General features: G+C 50.8%; 14 protein-coding genes. 7 read left to right on the forward strand and 7 right to left on the reverse strand.

From position 1 onward, the window contains the following. Nucleotides 1-85: 85 nt before the first annotated feature. From AAF564_17885 to AAF564_17905, 5 genes are all read right to left on the reverse strand, one after another. Entirely contained in the window at nt 86-1,534 is a 1,449-nt protein-coding gene (locus tag AAF564_17885) for an ankyrin repeat domain-containing protein (protein MEM8487427.1), read from the reverse strand. Between the two features lie 11 nt (nt 1,535-1,545). Next, nucleotides 1,546-3,048, reverse strand: coding sequence for an ankyrin repeat domain-containing protein (locus AAF564_17890; protein MEM8487428.1), 1,503 nt, complete (start codon nt 3,046-3,048; stop codon nt 1,546-1,548). Nucleotides 3,049-3,223: 175 nt separating this feature from the next. Beyond that, complete coding sequence (locus AAF564_17895; protein ID MEM8487429.1) at nt 3,224-3,955, reverse strand: RsmE family RNA methyltransferase; 732 nt, start codon at nt 3,953-3,955, stop codon at nt 3,224-3,226. A gap of 19 nt (nt 3,956-3,974) precedes the next feature. After that, the gene (locus AAF564_17900; protein MEM8487430.1) at nt 3,975-5,756 is read right to left on the reverse strand and encodes a BamA/TamA family outer membrane protein; all 1,782 of its coding nucleotides are present in this window, start codon (nt 5,754-5,756) and stop codon (nt 3,975-3,977) included. Between the two features lie 71 nt (nt 5,757-5,827). Continuing rightward, on the reverse strand, nt 5,828-6,277 hold the full coding sequence (locus AAF564_17905) for an Lrp/AsnC family transcriptional regulator (protein MEM8487431.1): 450 nt from the start codon (nt 6,275-6,277) through the stop codon (nt 5,828-5,830). Nucleotides 6,278-6,422: 145 nt separating this feature from the next. On the opposite strand from AAF564_17905, the gene AAF564_17910 reads away from it, so the two are divergent. The 4 genes from AAF564_17910 to AAF564_17925 all read left to right on the forward strand — a co-directional run bounded on the left by AAF564_17910 (nt 6,423) and on the right by AAF564_17925 (nt 12,901). Beyond that, nucleotides 6,423-7,844 (forward strand): S41 family peptidase, encoded by a 1,422-nt coding sequence (locus AAF564_17910; protein MEM8487432.1) that lies wholly within the window; start codon nt 6,423-6,425, stop codon nt 7,842-7,844. 25 nt (nt 7,845-7,869) lie between these two features. Further along, nucleotides 7,870-9,288 (forward strand): S41 family peptidase, encoded by a 1,419-nt coding sequence (locus AAF564_17915; GenBank protein ID MEM8487433.1) that lies wholly within the window; start codon nt 7,870-7,872, stop codon nt 9,286-9,288. A 35-nt stretch (nt 9,289-9,323) separates the two neighbouring features. Next, nucleotides 9,324-10,748 (forward strand): S41 family peptidase, encoded by a 1,425-nt coding sequence (locus AAF564_17920; protein ID MEM8487434.1) that lies wholly within the window; start codon nt 9,324-9,326, stop codon nt 10,746-10,748. Between the two features lie 272 nt (nt 10,749-11,020). Then, nucleotides 11,021-12,901 carry an ABC-F family ATP-binding cassette domain-containing protein gene (locus AAF564_17925; GenBank protein MEM8487435.1) on the forward strand — a complete coding sequence of 627 codons (1,881 nt, stop codon included), beginning with the start codon at nt 11,021-11,023 and terminating at the stop codon, nt 12,899-12,901. On the opposite strand, the gene AAF564_17930 is transcribed toward AAF564_17925, so the two are convergent. Together AAF564_17930 and AAF564_17935 are read right to left on the reverse strand one after the other, a co-directional pair. Then, nucleotides 12,898-13,503, reverse strand: a complete 606-nt coding sequence (locus AAF564_17930) for a class I SAM-dependent methyltransferase (protein ID MEM8487436.1) — start codon at nt 13,501-13,503, stop codon at nt 12,898-12,900. The two genes, AAF564_17925 and AAF564_17930, sit on opposite strands and share 4 nt — an antisense overlap. Before the next feature lie 66 nt (nt 13,504-13,569). After that, nucleotides 13,570-16,332, reverse strand: coding sequence for a M14 family zinc carboxypeptidase (locus tag AAF564_17935; protein ID MEM8487437.1), 2,763 nt, complete (start codon nt 16,330-16,332; stop codon nt 13,570-13,572). Between the two features lie 184 nt (nt 16,333-16,516). Here AAF564_17935 and AAF564_17940 point away from each other — a divergent pair, with 184 nt between their 5' ends. The 3 genes from AAF564_17940 to AAF564_17950 form a co-directional block, all read left to right on the forward strand. Continuing rightward, complete coding sequence (locus tag AAF564_17940) at nt 16,517-16,912, forward strand: hypothetical protein (protein MEM8487438.1); 396 nt, start codon at nt 16,517-16,519, stop codon at nt 16,910-16,912. Next, nucleotides 16,912-18,036, forward strand: coding sequence for an A/G-specific adenine glycosylase (gene mutY, locus AAF564_17945; protein MEM8487439.1), 1,125 nt, complete (start codon nt 16,912-16,914; stop codon nt 18,034-18,036). The genes AAF564_17940 and mutY overlap by 1 nt, the downstream gene beginning before the upstream one ends. An 84-nt stretch (nt 18,037-18,120) precedes the next feature. Continuing rightward, the coding region (locus tag AAF564_17950; GenBank protein ID MEM8487440.1) for a S8 family serine peptidase at nt 18,121-19,724 on the forward strand (1,604 nt) is incomplete at its 3' end.

The raw sequence follows: 19,724 nt of genomic DNA on the forward strand, positions 1-19,724 counted from the left end.
CTTTGATGCTCTCAAACTCTGGAAACATCGTAATTCAAAACGGCCACGACGGAGACGTAACAGTGCTAAAACTGAAATTGCTTAATCAGCTGGCAAGATCAAACGGGGATTCCTCGAATTCAGTGGTTGCGCTTTTATCAGCGCCTATCGAGATCAGGTACTTGAGGGATGCATCGTCCTTCGCCTTCATGGCCACATGGTGCAGCGCTGTATATCCATCACTGTCTTTCGCGTTTACATCTATAGAGGTAAGTTCTGCTATGAGCTTAAACAGTGTTACGTGTTCATTTTCCGCAGCCAGGTGGTACAATGTTTTTCCATCACCTTGCAATGCTGTTACATCAAGTCCGCTTTCCCGTAGCAATTCAAATTTAGCGACAAACGTATCTTCCTCATCCACATCAAAACTGTTCACCAGGAAGGAGTACAGGTTATTGCCCTCTTTATCCAGGACAAGCGGGTCTGCATCAAGCGCTAATATATAGCTTGTCGTTTCTGCTGATGCTCTTCTTATCGCTCTGGTTAAGGCAGAATGGCCATCATTATTTTGGTGATTGATGTTGTTCGTGCGCGCTGCAAAGTATTCAACCACAGGCATTGTGTCGTTGTAGTACGTAGCGTTCATCAACGGGGTGTTTCCACTGCGCTTGTCTACTTCATTAGGGTTTACCCCATGTTGTACAAACCATTCAATGGCTTCGGTGTTGTCGGCACCATAAGCCAGATAATGCAGTGGGGTGTACCCATCATCTGTTGTTACATTGGGGTCGATTCCTAAGCCGGCCAGATACTCAAAAAATGCAAGCGAATTATTGCTGTTTCTGACGGCAGACAAAAATGCATTTCCGCCTTCGTTATTTTTTTCTTTATACGACACACCTGCGTCGATAAAATCATTCAGTAACTGCGTATTCCCGCTCCGGGCTGCATAGTAGAAAATGCTATTCCCAACGTCATCTTTTGTGTTTATATCAAGGCCTTTGTCAGTAAAGTACGCAACATCTGCAACGTCGTTAAAACGGTAAGAGGCAAGATGAAATGCGTTTGCGCCACTTTCTGTAGTTTCGTTCTCCAAACTTGCGCCATTAGCAAGGAGATAGTCACCCATTTCTGGTGTTAAATGCCCACCGTTTGCCGTAAAGAGCAGCACGGTATAGCCATGGGAGTCACGCAGGTCCATTTTTGCGCCGCTTTCTACCAAATACTTAACCAGAGAGAGATCCCCTCTGTAGCCAGCCCAAAAAACATAAGTCCTAGAATCGTGAGTAAGTTTATTGATATCATTGCCTTTATCAATCAGGTATTTGACCGTTTCAAACGGAGCACGACCAAGGATGGCATAAGTCGTTGCATCAAACCCGCCACTGTTGGATTCCGTAACCGAATGCCCTTTCGCAATCTCGTCCTCAATGGCCTCAACAGAGGGATTAGCTGCCCAATATTGCGATGACAAAAAAGGGTTACCTGATTGTGCAAAAAGGGAGGTCGAAAAGATCAGGGAGAAAATAAATCCCGGGAGTATTCGTGTTTTCATAGTCAAAAATTCTATTCTTCGTTACTGCTTAAAAAATCAAGGTTTGTACCGTTATCAAGCAGCAGTTCATTTTCACTGGCAAGGTCAAACGGAGACTCTTCGAAATCGGTAGTAGTGTGTTTATTAGCCCCTATGGAAAGCAGGTATTTGAGGGCTGAATCGTCCTTTGCTTTCATTGCCATATGGTGAAGCGCTGTGTAACCTTCATGATCTTTTGCATTTATGTCGATGGAGGTAAGTTCAGCGATGAGCTTAAAAAGTGCTATATCCCCATTGTCTGCTGCCAGATGGTACAGCGTTTTTCCATTACCCTGCAATGCTGCTTCATCCAGCCCGTTTTCGCGAAGCAGTTCAAATTTTGCAATAAACTCCTCTTCTGCATCCGCATCAAAATTGCTCAATAGGAACGAATAGAGATTGCTTCCATTTTTATCCAACACAAGTGCATCTGCGCCAAGCTCCAGTAAATAGTTTGTCGATTCAACTGAAGCACTTCTTACGGCTCTGGTTAAGGCAGAATAGCCATTGTTATTTTGGTGATTAACATTGTCTGTGCGCTCTGCGAAGTATTCAATCACAGAAGTTGAGTCGTTATAAAAAACGGCATTAATGAGCGGTGTGTTACCGCTGCTTGTATCAACTTTATTAGGATCCACGCCTTTCGCAACAAACCATTCAATGGCTTCGGTATTGTCCGCGACAAACGCCAAACGATGAAGCGGAGTGTAACCGGCGTCTGTTTTCACATTTGGTTCGAGTCCTAATCCTTCCAGGTATTCAAAGAATGAAACAGGATTTTCTCTGTTTCTCACCGCAGATAAGAACGCGTTTCCTCCCTTGCTATTGTTTCCCTGGTACTCTACTCCCATTTCAATCAGATTATCCAGCAACTCTATATTTCCGCTTCTGCTGGCATAGTAAAAGATCCCATTCCCCTCATTGTCCGTCGCGTGTAAATCAATTCCTCGATCAGTAAAATATTCGATCTGGGCAACGTCGGTAAATTTGTATGACGTAAGATGCAAAGCGTTTGCGCCTTTTGGGGTCACTTCATTTTTCAAATCTGATCCCTGCGAAATCAAATAATCGGCCATTTCGGGCGTGAGCTCACCTCCGAGTGCTGAAAACAGCAGCATTGTATAGTTGTCGGATTCGTCACCTTCAATACTTGCCCCATTTTCGATTAGGTGTTTAACCAAAGGAAGATTTCCTCTGTAACCCGCCCAATAAACATAAGAGGCACCATGGGCAATCGTATTTACATCAATGCCTTTTCCTAACAAATAGGTAACCGTTTCAAAGGGCGCTCGGCCCAGGATCGCATAACTTGTCGCGTCAAATCCAGAATTCGATGATTCGGTAACTGAATGCCCTTTTATGATCTCAGTATCAATCTCTGCGATCGATGGATTACCTTCCCAATAATCCATCGACAAAAAAGGATTACCTGATTGGGCAAAAAGCGAAACGGGAAGGATCAGAGAGAAAAGAAAACTGGCGAGTATCCTGGCCATTATTTTTATTTGGACTAATTCTAAATAAGGAAATCTAAAGTAATCGTCCTCATCGACTAATACAACTTTACAAATGTTAAATAATTTAAAAAACCTCAGGCTTTCCTACAGACATGCTGGAGCCTACGCGATTGCTTCGTGGATACCATCAGACATGAGTTCGCAAAGACCTTTATCAGCTACGCAATGCGATTTGAGCTGCCTTCAACATCACCCCAGCACAAGCGGCAATCCCTGCGGTTTCAGCGCGTAGCCTGCGGCTTCCAAGAGACACTGACATAAAACTTCGCTCTACTGCGCTATCAACTTCCTTTTCGGAAAAACCACCTTCTGGCCCAATTAAAATCAGTGCAGAAGTTGACCGCGGATCTAAAGCACCAAGGATGACATCGCCACTGTTGGCTTTTTCATGGCAGACAAACTTCTGCTCGAAGCCACCCATTGCCAGTACATCATCCCATCCTGTTACAGCATCCAATTGCACAAGACGGGACCGGCCGCATTGCTTCATTGCGGCAACCAAGACTTTATGCATACGCTCCGTACGGTGAGAAGATTTTTCAGTCCGTGCCGTCGTCAATGGGATAATGCGGCTCACGCCTAACTCGACGGCTTTCTCTACAAACATCTCGAACCGCCTCTGATTTTTTAAGAGCCCAAGTCCTACAGTAAGCTGAAATTCAGGCTCGCCTACCTCCCGCTTTGTTTCTCGAATCATTCCGGCAACACGTCGTTTTTCCACTTTCGTCAACTCAACTGCATACCAGCCCCCTACCCCGTCTACAGCCGTGATTACATCACCAACACGCTTGCGGAGTACCTGGCCGGCGTGTTTTGCTTCTTCAGCGGGCAACACAACATAACTGCCGCTAATCTGCTCAGGTGGTATATAATAGTTTGTGGTCATCTTTCGGGGTCCAAGCAACTCACAATCCTAGCGACAAACCCACATGCACCTTTGCCTGTGATGGATTATCGCTCGTACTCAGCGCAAGACTGGTATTAATTAATCCGATACCTGTTTCAAACTGCATCCCGAGTCCATAGCCCGGATACAGTTCACGCATACGGGTGAGTTCAGGCGTAGCCGGCTGGTCTACGTAGCCCAGATCAAAAAACAAGTAGGCAAACGATTGCCGCTCAAAAAGATAACGATATTCAACCAATGTCCGGCTTACAAAACGGCCCCTAAAACGGTCTTCATCATATCCGCGCAAGCTCCGGGCACCGCCAAGCCTGAACAGGTCGCTTGTATCAAAGTCTTTGCTCACCAGCACCCGCGTTTCATTCCCTAAAACAAATACCTGTTTGCGGAAGGTCGGCACAAAAAGACGCGCATCAAACGTGAGGCGCTCCTGGCGTGTTACGGTTCGCACGCTTGTGGTATCGCCGGCAGTGCTTCGCTCCAACTGATTGCGCACCTTTCGGCCGCGCTCAAACTGCGTCTCTACATAAAAACCGCGTTGTGGATTCAAAGGCCTATCCACTTTCAGGTAGCGGAATGAAAGGCCGGCAAACACCACTTCTGAGCGTGGAATTCGCTGCGTATTGTTTTGAAGCGCCAGTCCTGCCTGTCCCGGCCGGGTAACTTCTCGGCTGATGGTGAGAAAAGTCTCCAGGCCGCCGGCTACCCGATACCCAACAGCACCGCGATAGGCCTGCTGTCCATACGTAGAATCCTGCTGTAATCCATCAAAACTGCCTGATACACTAAAAGGCAAGCCAAACAGGTATGGGTCAGCAAAAGATGCGGTAACACTACTCACCTGCCCGGGCAACCTGTTTAACCGAAGCGCGATGGCGCGGCCGCCGCCAAACATGTTGCGCAAATTCAGGTGCCCATTGCCCACAAGGCCCTGTGTCTGGCTTCCCGCCGCCGGCGGTTGGTAGCCGAGTACAAGATCAAATGATCCTGGTGCCTCTTCAACCACAGGCAACTGAACAACTACATCTTCCGTCCCAATTTTTATTAGCTGCGGTGCACCTACCTGCGCGAAGAGTTGAGATGAACTCAACGCTTGCTGTACAATATCCAGATCCTGCGACAACCAATCTCCCCTACGCAAGCCCGTGATTTGTTCAATGTAAGCGATGTTGGTCCGTTTACCCCCTGAAAGCACAATGTCGTTGATCCGAACCCGGTTGCCTTCGTCCACACGAAGTGCAACGTGCAGTCCGTTTTTATTGTCAACCCGCTGTACAGTTACTGAATCGATGTGTACAGTTGCAAAGGGGTATCCCTCTATTTCGTATGCCTGCAAAACACGCGCTACATCGTCTTCCAAAGTGGACTCCGACAATACCTTTCCGACCCTTGTGCCCATCAGGTCTTCAATGACCGACGCTGTGAGTGCCTCGATACCCGTCCAGGTTATAGATGTCACCGTGACCCGTGTGCCACGATTAATAAATAACGTTGCCGGCACAGGTGGATACAATGTGTCTCCTACCACAGCTGAATCCAGCGCAGCAAAATAGTATCCGTTTTCATGATCTTCAGCGAGGACCTGGGCCGCAACACTGGCAAGGCTATCCAGTGGGAAAGCATTATATGACTTAAGCGAAGTGGATCGGCCATGATCAACCCGCTGCCAATCCACCGGCACTGTTGATTGGGCGGCAAGGTTTTGCGTACAGATGAGCGTGCCCACCAATGCAAGCACAACGCCGGCGCGGCAAAAAGAGATGGTATGTAAGAGCCGGCGCATCCTTTGCATAAGAGACGTAAATCATCGGTACAGCTTCAACAAAACTGCCCCACTTTTGTCCCCCAACAGCCCTAAAACTCAACCGCCATCGAGAATTTGATGCGTGACCAGACAATATGGGTTGTATTCCTGCGAATCATCGGATTTGCCATCAGCACGCGTTCTCCCCAAGCCTCATAACTTGACAAGTCAGGCGCATTCACAATCAACACCATGTCTACCTCCCCGGATACAGAATAACATTGCGCAACGCTGGGATCTTCAATCATTTGCTGTTTAAAGGCACTGTAACCTTCCGGGCTTTCTTTGAGAAATGAAACCATAACAATGGCTTGAATCATTTCTTTGCCAGGATCCACAACGGACACATCTGCCTCAATCACTTTGGCTTTACGCATCGCCTTGAGCCGGCGCCGTACAGACGAGGCTGAGAGGTTTACCTGCGCGCCAATTTCGGCGTGTGTCACCTGGTTGTCCTTCTGCACAATGTTTAGAATTGCGCGATCGAAATTATCTATCATCTTTGCCTTGCCGCAGCGATTTTCTTCAGCTTTACCCCAGAATATAACCAATATCGTCACTTGCATGGCGATTTTCGGCGAGAGAAGTTTGAACCCGCCACGTATAATTTGAAAATCCACTCCCATAAATTGAAGAAGGAAAAGCATGCGAGCTTTATTGCGGGTACTCTTTGCCGGCCTCATCGTAATCAGCCTCACGTATACACCAGCAGGGGCACAAAACCTGCCCAACCTAAAAGCTTTACAAACCCAGGGTAAAATCAACCAGGAGGCACAAGGTGTGTGGCAGAATCTTGCCTACGGCTGGACCATCGTATTTGGAGCAGATGAGATTGACCTATACCATTACAGTTCCGCCGGCTGCCTCCCCGATGAAGTCAGCAAAGAAGACCTGATCGAGTTGGCAAAATTTTATGCGCGCACCGGTGACACCCTGTATATCAGCGGTAGCGCTGCAGGATCTACTCTTTACCAGTTTGAGCAGATTGACGCCGTACCTGCAGCTTGCAATCAGCCGGCCGCTGATTCCCCCACCGCGGTGTTCGACTACTTCTACAAAATCATGGACACGCATTACGCGTTCTTTGATGTGTATGATGTAGACTGGAACGCCCGATATCAGGCCAATCTCCCAAAAATAAGCGATACGATGTCTGAAGAAGCCCTCTTTGAGGTACTCCGAGACATGCTCAAAGGCCTTAATGATGGTCACCTTGTGCTACGCGCAGAAGTAGATGGTGAACGCAAGACCTACACTGCAAGCAAATCGCGGGTACTGTCTCCTACACTCGACGCAGTATTTGCAAATCAAACTGAATTTGAAGAAAAAGGCGACTTTTCTACAGACTGGTTTTTCGGGAGCCTGCGCCGATTCAGGAGTCACGTTATGAATGCGCGCGGGCAGGGCAAAGCTGCTTCAGGCAATATAAATTGGGGTAAAATTGGCAATATCGGCTATATCAATGTATTCGGCATGGGGGGATTTGATGATGATGACGAAGGTACCCTGGCGGAAGAAGTAGAAGCCGTACATGCGGCCATGGACCTCGCAATCGCGGCGTTACAGGACACCGATGGGATCATCTTTGATGTATCGCTCAATCAGGGAGGATACGATGAAGTCAGCCTTGCACTGGCCAGCCATTTCACCAACACCGACGTCTTCGCATACACCAAAGTAGGCAAAGACTCCCCCCTCGAACCACAACGCCTGCATGTAAAGCCGGCGCCGAACATGCGCTACCTTAAACCCGTCACCCTGCTCACCAGCGACCTCACCGTAAGTGCCGCAGAGATTTTCACCATGGCCATGCGCGCTCTGCCCAATGTGACCCACCGCGGCGACACCACCTGGGGTGCCCTGTCGGACATTCTTTCGAAGCAGCTACCCAACGGCTGGCTCCTTGAATTATCCAATGAAATTTATATCGATAGCAAAGGGCAGGCGTGGGAAGGGAAAGGCATTCCGCCAACCGAGCGGTATACAATTTTCGATCAAGAGAATATCTACCAAAGCCACCACAACGCCGTGCTACAAATTGCGCAAAAAATGCGCGAAGGACGATAACCTATTCGCGTCAAGGTACACGCTCATGAAAATCCTTTATAGCTTCTTTATGGTATGCCTGCTTTGGGCGCCCATTGCCCAACACGCGGGCTCGCAGCCGCTCTCGCCACTGGTGACCGATGGTGTGCTCTCAAGCGATGCACACGGCATTTGGGAAAGTCCGAGTTATGGGTGGACGGCAAAAATCACAGCAGATGAAATTGTCCTCTACCACACAGACAGCCAGGGCTGCATGATCGACCCGGCCCAGACTGAAGACCTGCTACGGCTGGTAACCTACTATGATCGCCGAGACGATTTGCTTTTCATAAGTCCCCGACCTGAAGGGTCTACTGTCTACATTTTTGAGCCGGCCCCCGCCATCCCGCCGCAGTGCTTCACAACACCAGACAGTTCACCAACAGGGGTGTTCAATTACTTCTGGAATCTCATGAATGAGCACTACGCGTTCTTCGATCTCTACGAGGTAGACTGGGCTGAGCGCCGCACAAGGTATGCAGATTCAGTACACTACGACATGAGCGACGCCGCCTTGTTTGACGTGCTTAGCAGCATGATGGCAGGCCTCAATGACGGGCACCTCACGTTAACAGCTGAAATTGACGGCGACGAAGTAGACTTCGACGGGAGCAGGCCGCGGGTACTGGCGCCGGCGCTACTCGCAGCGTTTGCAGCCCAGGACGCAGTGGAAGAACGCAGCGCATTTTTCAACCAGTGGTTCAATGGCAGTCTCAACCGGTTTCAAACACGCGTTCTCAACAGCCGAGGACAGGGGCAGGCGGCCAATGGCAGCATGAACTGGGGCAGCATCAATAACATTGGCTACATATCGCTTTTTGGCATGGGCGACTTCGCAGAAAGCGAGGGCGATTTTGCCAATGAAATAGCAGCTGTACACACAGCGATGGACCGCGCGTTAACAGACTTGAAAGATACAGACGGACTCATTTTCGACATTGCCCTAAACCAGGGTGGGCTTGATGAAGTGAGCCTTGCCATTGCCGGCCATTTTACGGATCAGCCTATTGCTGCCTACACCAAAGAGGGATTTGAGTCTGCACATCCCCCACAAACGCTGCACGTACAACCAGGCGGCACTGTAAAGTATCTCAAACCCGTCTCCCTGTTTACAAGCGACCTCTCAGTAAGCGCTGCCGAGATCTTCACCCTCGCGATGCGCGCATTGCCCAATGTTACGCACCGTGGGGATGCCACCTGGGGCGCGTTATCAGACATCTTGTCCAAAACGCTTCCCAATGGATGGGAGCTCAACTTGTCCAACGAGATCTACACAGACAAAGACGGTATTGTATGGGAAGGCAAAGGCATTGCACCTGTTGACCAATACACCGTCTTCGACCCCGAAAACATTTTTCAAAGCCATCACAACGCCATCCTCCAGGTTGCGGCAAAAATGCGAGCAGCCAGCCGGCGTGGCTCCTGATTCACAAGTATTCCCAACACCACTTTAGCATCTCCATGAAGTCTCTCTTGAAGATATATATTCCCTTATTGTCCGTCATTTTGTGCGGCTCAGCCTGGAGCCTGGTTGCAACACCAGCGACCGGACAAAACCTTATCTCGACGACCAATTCTACCGGCGACATTAATCCGCAACTGCATGGTATTTGGCAAAACCCGCGAAAAGGGTGGCTGCTTGAAATTGGCAACAACTCAGCGCGTCTGCTCAATTATACCGCACAAGCCTGCATCCCGGATGAAATGCCGAAGGAAGCACTACTCGGGCTCCTCCGTTTCTTTGAACGCGATGGTGATATGCTGCAGTTGAGTCTACGTGCAGGCAACTCAACCGTTTACCATTTCGACAGGTTGCAAACCTTACCAGCTACCTGTAAGGCATCGCCCGAGGCGACACCTGTAGCAACCTTCAACTATTTTGCTGAGGTGATGGCAGCATACTACGCCTTTTTCGACTTGTATGATGTCGACTGGGCGCAACGCCGCGAAGCGTTTGAAAAGAAAGTGACTCCGTCAACCACAGATGCTGCCCTGTTTGACGTATTTGCCGGCATGCTTGAAGGCCTCAAAGACGGCCACCTTTCTCTGATTGCTGAAGTTGATGGCGAGAACAAACGATTTACGCCAACCCGCACACGCACCCTTGGCCCCAATCTGGACGAGCTCTTCTATCAGCAGGAAAAGATAAAAAGCCTGGGTGCCTTTCATACCAATTGGATGCAAGAAAACATGCGCACGCTTGGCAAAAAGGTGCTCAACAAAAGAGGCCAGGGCAGCGCGGCAGACGAAAACATCCGCTGGGGCAAAATTGGCAAGACGGGCTACATTCAAATCAGAGGAATGGAAGGGTATGCCGGCAGTGACGACTTTTCGTTGGCAGCTGAACTAGCCGGCGCACACGATGCCATATCAAAAGCCATCCACGCACTCAAAGATACCGAGTCACTCATCGTAGACGTTGCATTTAATCGGGGTGGCCTTGATGAAGTGAGCCTTGCGTTGGCCAGTCACTTTGCAGACGACAGTTACCTTGCCTATACCAAGGCAGCTCATGGTGCAGTGGCGGCTCCACAGCCATTCTACGTCACGCCGGCTGCGTCAGCAAAATACCTCAAGCCTGTAGCGTTGGTGACGAGTCAGATTTCTGTAAGCGCCGCTGAAATTTTCACTCTGGCAATGCGCGTGCTGCCCAATGTAACCCATTATGGAGAAGCTACCTTTGGCGCGTTGTCCGACATCCTGCCCAAAACGTTACCCAATGGCTGGGCGCTTGGCCTCTCAAACGAGCATTATGTTGATGTTAATGGCGAAGCCTGGGAAGGCCGTGGCATCACGCCAGATAAACCCGTCTTGCTGTTTGACCCGGACGACATTTTTAACAGCTACCCGAGAGTATTGGAGCAAATTGCGTCGGGGGCGCTATAGAATTCGTGATTGATGCGAATTACTGGTTGCTTTTAATGCCGATTTCCGCATGTCAAATGATGCTCTCCGTTTACCACAGCAGTTTGCAATAGCGTGGCTAACAGCACGGTAAAAATGAAATACAGAAACACGGCAATACGAATACACGAAAAAACACAGCCCCTCATAATTCGCATCAATCAATCAGTATTCGAAAATCGACGTACATCCGAATCCTTAAGACAGGCAGATCGTTGACGGTGCATCATCCCGCGTAACCGAGCTGTTTGTTTATGAGCATCATTTCCCTGGAAGGCATCCGAAAAAGCTTTGGCATGAAGCCATTGCTTGAGGACATCACGTTCAACATTGAACAGGATGAAAAAGTGGGTATCATCGGGGCAAATGGCTCGGGCAAAACTACGCTTCTGAAAATCATTGCCGGCGTCGAACCTGCCGACGGCGGGAAACGGTTTCTAAAAAAAGATGCACAGGTAGCATTCCTTTCGCAAAATCCTGTTTTCGATCCCCAGGTCACGGTCCTCGATGCCGTTTTTGATCCGGACAATGAAAAGACGCGCAAGCTCCACGACTACGAAGCAGCCTGCCAGGCACTGGAGAAATCAGGCGGCACAGACGAGAAACTGCAAAAGCGTGTAGCAGACCTTGCACACGAAATGGACATTACGGGTGGCTGGGATCTGGAAGCAACCGCACGGGCGGTATTGAGCCGGCTTGGGATTAACAACACGGAAGCTGTGGTAGACACCCTCTCCGGTGGTCAACGCAAACGCGTGGCCCTTGCCCGCGCCCTCATTTTACAGCCAGACCTGCTCATCCTTGATGAGCCCACAAACCACCTTGACGCAGAGACCATCACCTGGCTTGAATCATTCCTGGTCAAGTACACAGGCGCCCTCCTCCTTGTCACACATGACCGGTACTTCCTCGAGCGCATCACCCGCAAAATGATCGAAATCGAGCGCGGCGTAGCCCATCGGTTTGAAGGCAATTACGCATACTACCTCGAGAAGAAGGAATTACGGGCGCAACAGCGATCAGCTGAGTCACACAAGCGTGAGAAGCTCATCAAAACCGAACTGGCCTGGTTGCGGCGCGGCGCAAAAGCACGAACCACCAAGCAAAAAGCCAGGATCGACCGCGCGCATGACCTGATGGCGCAACCCAAAGAGAAAACAAAGAAAGAAATTGCGCTTTCTTCCCCGAGCAGCCGGCTTGGCAAGAAAGTAATCACCTTGAAGGGCGTCACTAAAGCATTTGATGGCCGCACCCTGATTGACAACTTCTCTTATACCTTCACAGGCAATGACCGCATCGGTGTTATCGGGGCAAACGGCACAGGCAAAACCACGTTGCTCAACCTGGTCACAAGCCGGCTGCGTCCGGATGCCGGCGAAATAGAGACGGGAGAAACCGTTGTGATCGGCTATTTTGATCAGGAGAACATGGCGCTAAAAGACGATCTCCGACTGATCGACTACGTCAAGGAAAAAGCAGAGAACATCAAGCTTGCAGATGGCAGCTTTATCACGGCCAGCCAGATGCTCGAGCGCTTTCTCTTTCCGCCTAATGTGCAGTACACCTTAATCGGCAGCCTCTCTGGTGGAGAACGCCGGCGGCTCTACCTGTTGCGCTTACTCATGGGCGCGCCCAACGTATTGCTCCTTGATGAGCCAACAAATGACTTTGACCTTGATACCCTGATTGCGCTTGAGTCGTATCTCGACAATTTTGCCGGCTGCCTGATTGTAGTTTCACATGACCGCTATTTCCTCGACAGAACCGTTGAGCACCTGTTCCGGCTTGAACCCGGCGGCAATGTTAAAATGTACCCGGGCAACTACAGCGCTTTCCTCGAAATCAAGGCGAAGGAAGAAGAGGCTGTGGTTAACGTGGAGAAAAAGGAGAAACCTAAAAAAGCTGCGCCGGCGCCGGCAACCAAAAAGCTATCGTACAATGAAAAGCGCGAGCTTGAGCAACTGGAAAAAGCCATTGCAGAAGCCGAAGAACGCAAAGAAGTCATTGAAAGCGAAATTGCAACCAATGCCAGTAATTTTGAATTGGTGGGCGACCTCTACAGCGAACTCAATACCTTAACCCAACAACTTGATGTCAACATAGAACGCTGGTCGGAATTGGCCGAACGCGCCTAACCCTTGCGAACCACCCACGTTGTCATTGCCCGCAGGTTCTGAACATTGGTTGTTTTGATGGGATCCAGCAAGGTGCCACCCAGCGCCTCGGTTTTGGTGAGCAGTATCGCTTCGTCTACCAGAAATCGGTCTGAGCCATCGGGCAAATGGTACCAGCCCCCCTCTTTTGGCATCACCAGGTGAGCAACACCAATGGTAGACGCCAATCTGGCAAAGTACATCCCCCCTGGTTTTAACACGCGCCACATTTCATCCACCATACTGTGGAAATGGGCGACATCTCTGGAAAAATGTAAGACGGCGCTACAAATCACAACGTCAAACTGCGCCGGCTCAAAAGGCAATTCAGCCAGATCGCATACTTGAAAACTATCAGCCGGCAAATTGGGGCGTAGTCGCCGGGCAAACTGTTCGGTATAACGTAGCGGCTGCTCATCAGCATCCACGCCATACACAGTAAAGCCTTCTTTCAACAGGTAGTGCAAGTTACGCCCTGTACCACACCCGGCATCAAGCACATCCATTCCTGGCATGATTCGGCCTTTGAGCAGTTGGTCAAACAGGTAGATATCGATATTGCCAAACTGCTTCTTTAGCGACATTTGGGGTTTCGGGGTTTCGGGGTTTCGGGGTTTCGGGGAAAATCTAACTTACTTAGTCCCTCGCACTCAGTCCTCTTTTGGGCGCTCAGGCCAGCCTGTGCGGAGGTCATTCCAATGCAGCATCGCGTTGAACACCATTGCGTGGCTGCCCTGGGTATTCCACCGACGGAAAGGGCGTATGGCAAAGAGGATCACATGGCCTTCCCCTACCGGAACGTCAACAACAGCCGGCGCGCCAGCAAGCTCACCCTCTCCACGCAACATACCACTCATTAAAAGGTCCTTTCTGGCAAACTTCAGCACCGTACGGGGAATTTCTTTTTCCCAAACTTCATCTTTGTACCATTCTGGCGTTCTGTAGCTGCCAACGTTGGTATTAACCTGAAGCACAGGCGACTGGTTGAAATAAACGGGGATAGTATCTCCGTATCCGTACAACAACGGACTCGTGGTATCTGCCGCAACCGCCCTTAATACAGAGCCGCGCACGATCAGGTTACGCGTGCGTTTTACGCTCACATTGCGCGTCAAGGCCATATCTATGGGGAAAGCGGCTGTTGAGCCTGATGTAATAAACACACCACCTCCTTCGATGAACGCTTGTAAATTTGCAAGTCCCTGATAGCCCATTCCTTTGCGCGTATCAGCTGTTTCATCGATTTTACCGAGGTGCGGGTAGGCATCAGACGCTTGCCACGGAACCGGGTCGCCAACCTGCGAATTGCCGGCAACCAGTGCCTGGGATGATGTGCGGGCCCGTGGCAAAATGAGCACATCGAACGCATCCGGATCGAGGGTTGCCAGGTCTTGCTCGGAAAGGTAGGTATAAGGAATGCCAATTTTATCGAACGCAAGGCGCCACCAACCTGAGTCTTGTGGTCTTGCCACCCAGGTGTGAATCAGGCCTACGCGCGGCACCTCAACGGCGTGGGTAGCAACATCGGGCATCTCGTCTACGGCATGTAGGGTCAGCCCAAGCTCAACAGCGACATTCTCTAGCCGATCAGCGAGATTGCGGCCGTTGCCCCTGTTTGAAATCACAAATGAGCCGGCATTGAAGCGTTGCTCTCCCACCTTAAATGCTGCTTCCGCAGCCTCCATTTTCACATCGGGTAAGTTGAACCTGAATACCGCTACGTTGTCATCCGTGTTATGGTTGAGCAGGTAAAATTTGCTGCCTTCGCCAGCGATGCCTCCGGTGACCTCAACCGAACTGCCCAGGAGCCGCATCGGTTGGTTGAGAATGTCCATTTCTTCGACGCGGTGCGCATCAACATTGTGCAGGTAAGGGAGCGTCCAGCCTGTGTCGTCATACGGTGGGGTTGCATCGGCCGGGAAATTCTGTTTATCGAGTAATACTTGCGCAAGGGTTCGGTAGGGCTGGTCGAGGCGCACGATATAATCGCCGGCATACGCGCTGCCGGCAACGGTTGAATCGTCCTCGGCATGCCAGTTTATATCACCAATTGCTTCATGCACCTCAAGCCCCTGCTGCAGGAGAAGGTTTACCAGATTCGCGGTAGCAATTTGCCGATGCTGCTCGCGTGGAATCACCCAGGCGTAAGGCGCCTCAGTCATGCCCCGTTTAACAGCGTTTTTCGATTTGGTGTAGAAATTCTCTACAAACTCTGTGTGGTTATCCGCGGTGTATTTGAGCGCGGCTAATACACCACTCTGCATATAGTTGGTGTTATTTCGGAGCGACCACATGGTTTTTTCCAGCGGTGGATTCGATCTGTACCACTGACGGGATGTTTGTCGTGTACTCAGCGTCCGTTCTTTTGTATCTGGAATTGAATTCCCAAAGGTCTCATAAAACCGACCCGTGCTATTACGCACGTTAGCCATCCAGATCAGGTAGTTTGCCGCCCAGCCGTTATAGAATGCGTGGGTCCAAACACCTGGCATCCCCAAACGCGTAAGTTCGGTTACTTCTTCATGGGCAAGGTTGTGCCACTCACTAACGGTAATAGCGTCGAGATGCTCGTTGTAAGGCCCAAGACCTGTTGAGGTATAGAGGTATGAGACCGATTCATGCAGGTCGTGCATTACCTGCGGCTTCCAGTGCAAATACGTTTTGAGGATATTGCGGGTAAGCGCGAGGCTGAGGCCGTATCCGTCGCGATTGTTGTCATGCGCAGCGTATTTCCCCCAGTACGTCAGACTCGGACCAACGTCTCTGTTGGCAGCGCGGTACTTGTAGGTATCAACGATGCGATCGCGGCCATCGGGCTCTGCAATAGGCGTAAAGATCAGAATTACATTCTCGCGAATTTTGCGAATCATCTCGTCTTCGGAGACTGCCAGTCGAAAGGCCAGTTCCATCACCATTTCCGGACTCCCTGTTTCCGTAGAGTGCAGGCCGGCCGTAATGTAATACACCGGCTTTGCCCGTTTGATGATGCGCTCCGCGGCTTCGTCGGTCAGCATGCGCGGGTCGGCAAGCATGTTCAAGTCCCTGCGATACGCCGCGAGGTTGGACATAACATTTTCATCAGCCACAATAACTTCTATCATCTCCCGGCCTTCTTCCGACACGCCAATGGACCGCACCTGCACCCGGTTTGAAGCTTCAGCAAGGGCGCGGAAGTAACCGTGGATCTCGCTCGTCTCGTGCAGGATTCCGGGAGCACCGACAATCGAGCCATGGTATTCGAGGGGCGAAGGCACCACATCAGATGCCGGCAGGTGGTCAACCATGGCATTCACAAAACGCTCGTCGGTTGTAAACTCGAGGATTTGCCGGCTGTAGGTTGAGTCTATTTGCTGCGCTGTAGCAGATGATACCAGGCTTAATCCGATAAGCAGGAATAAAGGAGTACGTGCCATAAGGAATTTTGGAGTGGGTTTTGCGCTTCTCGCAAGTATGGGGCAAATTCCATCAAGGAGAACATTTGCGCAATATACTGGGCTTCAAATACTATTTTTACATATATTTAAGCGAAGCAACAACAGCCGTTTAATGCATAACGGAATATGTTGTGGTCGAAGCAGAGAATACTACAGAATATATATGTTTTCCAGAAAGTTCATACCAGAAATTGGATTCGTTGTCCTGCTTGCTGTATTCAGCCTGGCAGCTATGCAAGCCCCGCCGCCGCCTGTCCCTGTGACCGGATCTGCGGTTGTGAATGTAAGCATCGACGAGGCCAGCAAGCCCAAAGCCGAAACCCTTTCTTATGTGGTACAAGCCGGCGAAGTGTTGATTCTGAACCTGCCGGAACTCCTTGGTGGCCGCAAAATCACTGAATACAAAATCAAACGCGCGCCGGCCCTCAGCTGGTTGGTCACGCGCTCTTTCTTCTGGCGCACCCTGGCGAAAGATGTCGGCAAACACGAAGTGCTGCTCTCAGCGATGGTGAATGGCTCTTCCGTAGATTCTGTGGTCGTTGAAATAGAAATCCGGTAGTGTCGCAAGCGGAAACGCAGTTCCTGGCAGCAGATGCCCTGCTGCAGTTTCGTAAACAACTCTTGCGCTGGTATAAGAAACATGCCCGCGTCTTGCCCTGGCGTTCGTCTGGCAACCCCTATCATATCTGGTTGTCCGAAATCATGCTCCAACAAACCCGCGTTGACCAGGCGCGGCCGTACTTTGAGCGGTTTGTCGCAGCCTTCCCCGATGTAAACACACTGGCCGAAGCCCCACTCGACGATGTATTGCTGAACTGGGAGGGCCTGGGCTACTATTCACGCGCGCGTAATCTGCATAAAGCGGCTAAAGCTATAGCATCTGAGCACGCCGGCAAAGTCCCGGACGCCTACGACGCCATCCGGGCATTGCCCGGTATTGGGCCTTACACCGCTGCTGCTGTGCTGTCCATTGCATTTGGCAAAGCCTACGGCGTACTCGATGGGAATGTGATCCGTGTGCTTACGCGCCTTACCTGCAATGGCAACGACGTAACCAAAGGCAAAACGCGCCGGCACCTGCAATCCCTGTCGGACACCCTCGTTTCACCAGATATACCCGGTGACTTCAACCAGGCGATGATGGAGCTTGGGGCCACGGTTTGCACCCCTAAAAAACCCAAATGCAAGGCGTGTCCTGTGCAAGACCATTGTTGTGCATTTGCAGCCGGCGCCGTGGAATCTTTTCCTTTTGCAAAGAAAAAAGCTCCTCTGCCGCATTACGATATTGCCGTTGCTATCATCCGAAATAAAAAAAATGAATACCTGATTCAGCGCCGGCCAGAAGACGGCATGCTGGGCGGACTGTGGCAATTCCCGGGTGGCAAGCAGGAGGAAGAAGAACCACTGGGTACAACATGCCACAGAGAAATGATGGACGAATTTGGCATCGACATTTCGGTGGACCAGCCCATTCATACGCTGTCCCATGCCTATACACACTTCAAAATCACACTTCACGCTTTTCTATGCACATTACAAACAGGCGTGCCGGCTTCAAAAAACGAAACACCGCTCCAGTGGGTAACGCTCACGCAAATGGATGACTTTGCATTTTCCCGCTCTAACCGCCGACTCATCGAACAGCTTCTTGTACACCAGCAAACACCGGGGTTGTTCGACTAGCAGTTCGACTAACACCGTCCTTAAGGCCCCAACTTTGCTCTTTGCACCTCCAACCTGTAGCACTTCTGAAGTTGGAGACCTGCGATGCGCCGTTTGTTATGCTGTTTTTTCCTGGTGGGCATTTTTACACCCCTGCTTGTATCTGCCCAAATCATTTTGCAATCACTTGAAGAGGTGTCAGTTCGCGAACAGGCCGGTTATAATGCGGCCATGCGCTGGTCTGCAATACACAATTTCCCTGCATCCATTTATCTACCCAATGGCAGCGTACTTGGCATCATCAGGATGGAGGGCCCCTACCCTGTGTACTTTACAACGCATAACGATGCAGCCGCCAGAATCACGCAGACGAGCAGATTACACGCCGGCATATCCGGAAATCAATTTCAGGGTAGCACGATGGAAATGGGGATATGGGACGAAGGCGCAGTGTATGAAACGCATCAGGAGCTGGACGGCCGGATTTTCATTCAAGACAATGACAACATTTCCAACCACGCAACCCATGTGGCCGGCACGTTAGTCGCCGCCGGCATGCAGCCCGAAGCGCGCGGCATGGCACCCAACGCACAGCTCCAGTCTTTCAACTGGAATTTTCACGCGTCGGAGATGGGTGCCGCCGCAAACACAGGACTCCTCTTGTCCAATCACTCGTATGGCAGGGTTGGAGGTTGGCATGCAGTATCCAATGGCGGCACCAAAACGTGGTACTGGTTCGGTAATCCGGATATTAGCCAAACAGAAGACTTCTCTTTTGGCTTCTATGACCGCGACGCTTTTCTTTTTGACAATGTAACTTACTTCAATCCTTACTACCTCCCGATTGTCTCTGCGGGCAATGAGCGCGATGACAAAGGTCCGGCCTCCGGTGGCTACAAGGCACTGGACGGTAGCGGGCGCTGGCTCGACTTTGACATCGAGACGCGTCCGGTGGAAGCAGACGGCGGCGCAGACGGATATGACAGTATCACCAGTATGGCGCTCGCAAAAAACGCCCTGACTGTAGGCTCAGTAGGTGCGACCGCCCCAAATGAATTCAACCTGAGTGCATTCAGTAGTACAGGCCCAACGGATGACGGCCGGATCAAGCCGGATCTTATGGGCATAGGTGAAGGGGTGCTTTCTTCTACTGCAGCCGGCCCCGCCGCATACGGCAGATCATCGGGCACATCTATGGCAACACCAAATGTAGCGGGTTCGTTGCTATTGCTACAGGAAATGGCGATCACGCTGCATGGTCAGCCCCTTCGCGCAGCCACGCTCAAAGCCCTTGCCCTGCACACAGCAAAAGATCTGGGAGCACCCGGGCCCGATTACCAGCACGGTTGGGGCCTCCTCAACACTGCAGCGGCTGCAGAACACCTCGATGCTGCATTCAGGCGCGAGGGCCGGCTCCAGGAGCAAGCTATTTCATCAGCGCAGGTATGGGAAGAAGAACTGGTTAAACAATCATCCGGGCCGTTACGCATTACCCTGAGTTGGACGGATCCTCCCGGCCCTACCCCTGAGTCTAGAGGCACCTATGTGCTCAATGACCGCACCCCCATGCTCACAAATGACCTTGATGTTGTGCTTGAACACAAGGCCTCAGAGCATCTGTATTATCCTTTTGTTCTAGACCCAGAAACACCCCAGCTTCCGGCCCAGCAAGGAGACAACCTGGTTGATCCAATCGAGCAGATATTCAC

It is taken from the genome of Bacteroidota bacterium, from assembly GCA_039111535.1.
Lineage (GTDB): Bacteria > Bacteroidota > Rhodothermia > Rhodothermales > JAHQVL01 > JBCCIM01.

Coding starts and splice junctions, on each gene's coding strand:
- AAF564_17930 (MEM8487436.1), bottom strand. CDS start 13,503: ATGTCGCTAAAGAAGCAGTTTGGCAATATCGATATCTACCTGTTTGAC.
- AAF564_17905 (MEM8487431.1), bottom strand. CDS start 6,277: ATGATAGATAATTTCGATCGCGCAATTCTAAACATTGTGCAGAAGGAC.
- AAF564_17890 (MEM8487428.1), bottom strand. CDS start 3,048: ATGGCCAGGATACTCGCCAGTTTTCTTTTCTCTCTGATCCTTCCCGTT.
- AAF564_17920 (MEM8487434.1), top strand. CDS start 9,324: ATGAAGTCTCTCTTGAAGATATATATTCCCTTATTGTCCGTCATTTTG.
- AAF564_17925 (MEM8487435.1), top strand. CDS start 11,021: ATGAGCATCATTTCCCTGGAAGGCATCCGAAAAAGCTTTGGCATGAAG.
- AAF564_17900 (MEM8487430.1), bottom strand. CDS start 5,756: ATGCGCCGGCTCTTACATACCATCTCTTTTTGCCGCGCCGGCGTTGTG.
- AAF564_17915 (MEM8487433.1), top strand. CDS start 7,870: ATGAAAATCCTTTATAGCTTCTTTATGGTATGCCTGCTTTGGGCGCCC.
- AAF564_17910 (MEM8487432.1), top strand. CDS start 6,423: ATGCGAGCTTTATTGCGGGTACTCTTTGCCGGCCTCATCGTAATCAGC.
- AAF564_17935 (MEM8487437.1), bottom strand. CDS start 16,332: ATGGCACGTACTCCTTTATTCCTGCTTATCGGATTAAGCCTGGTATCA.
- AAF564_17940 (MEM8487438.1), top strand. CDS start 16,517: ATGTTTTCCAGAAAGTTCATACCAGAAATTGGATTCGTTGTCCTGCTT.
- AAF564_17895 (MEM8487429.1), bottom strand. CDS start 3,955: ATGACCACAAACTATTATATACCACCTGAGCAGATTAGCGGCAGTTAT.
- AAF564_17885 (MEM8487427.1), bottom strand. CDS start 1,534: ATGAAAACACGAATACTCCCGGGATTTATTTTCTCCCTGATCTTTTCG.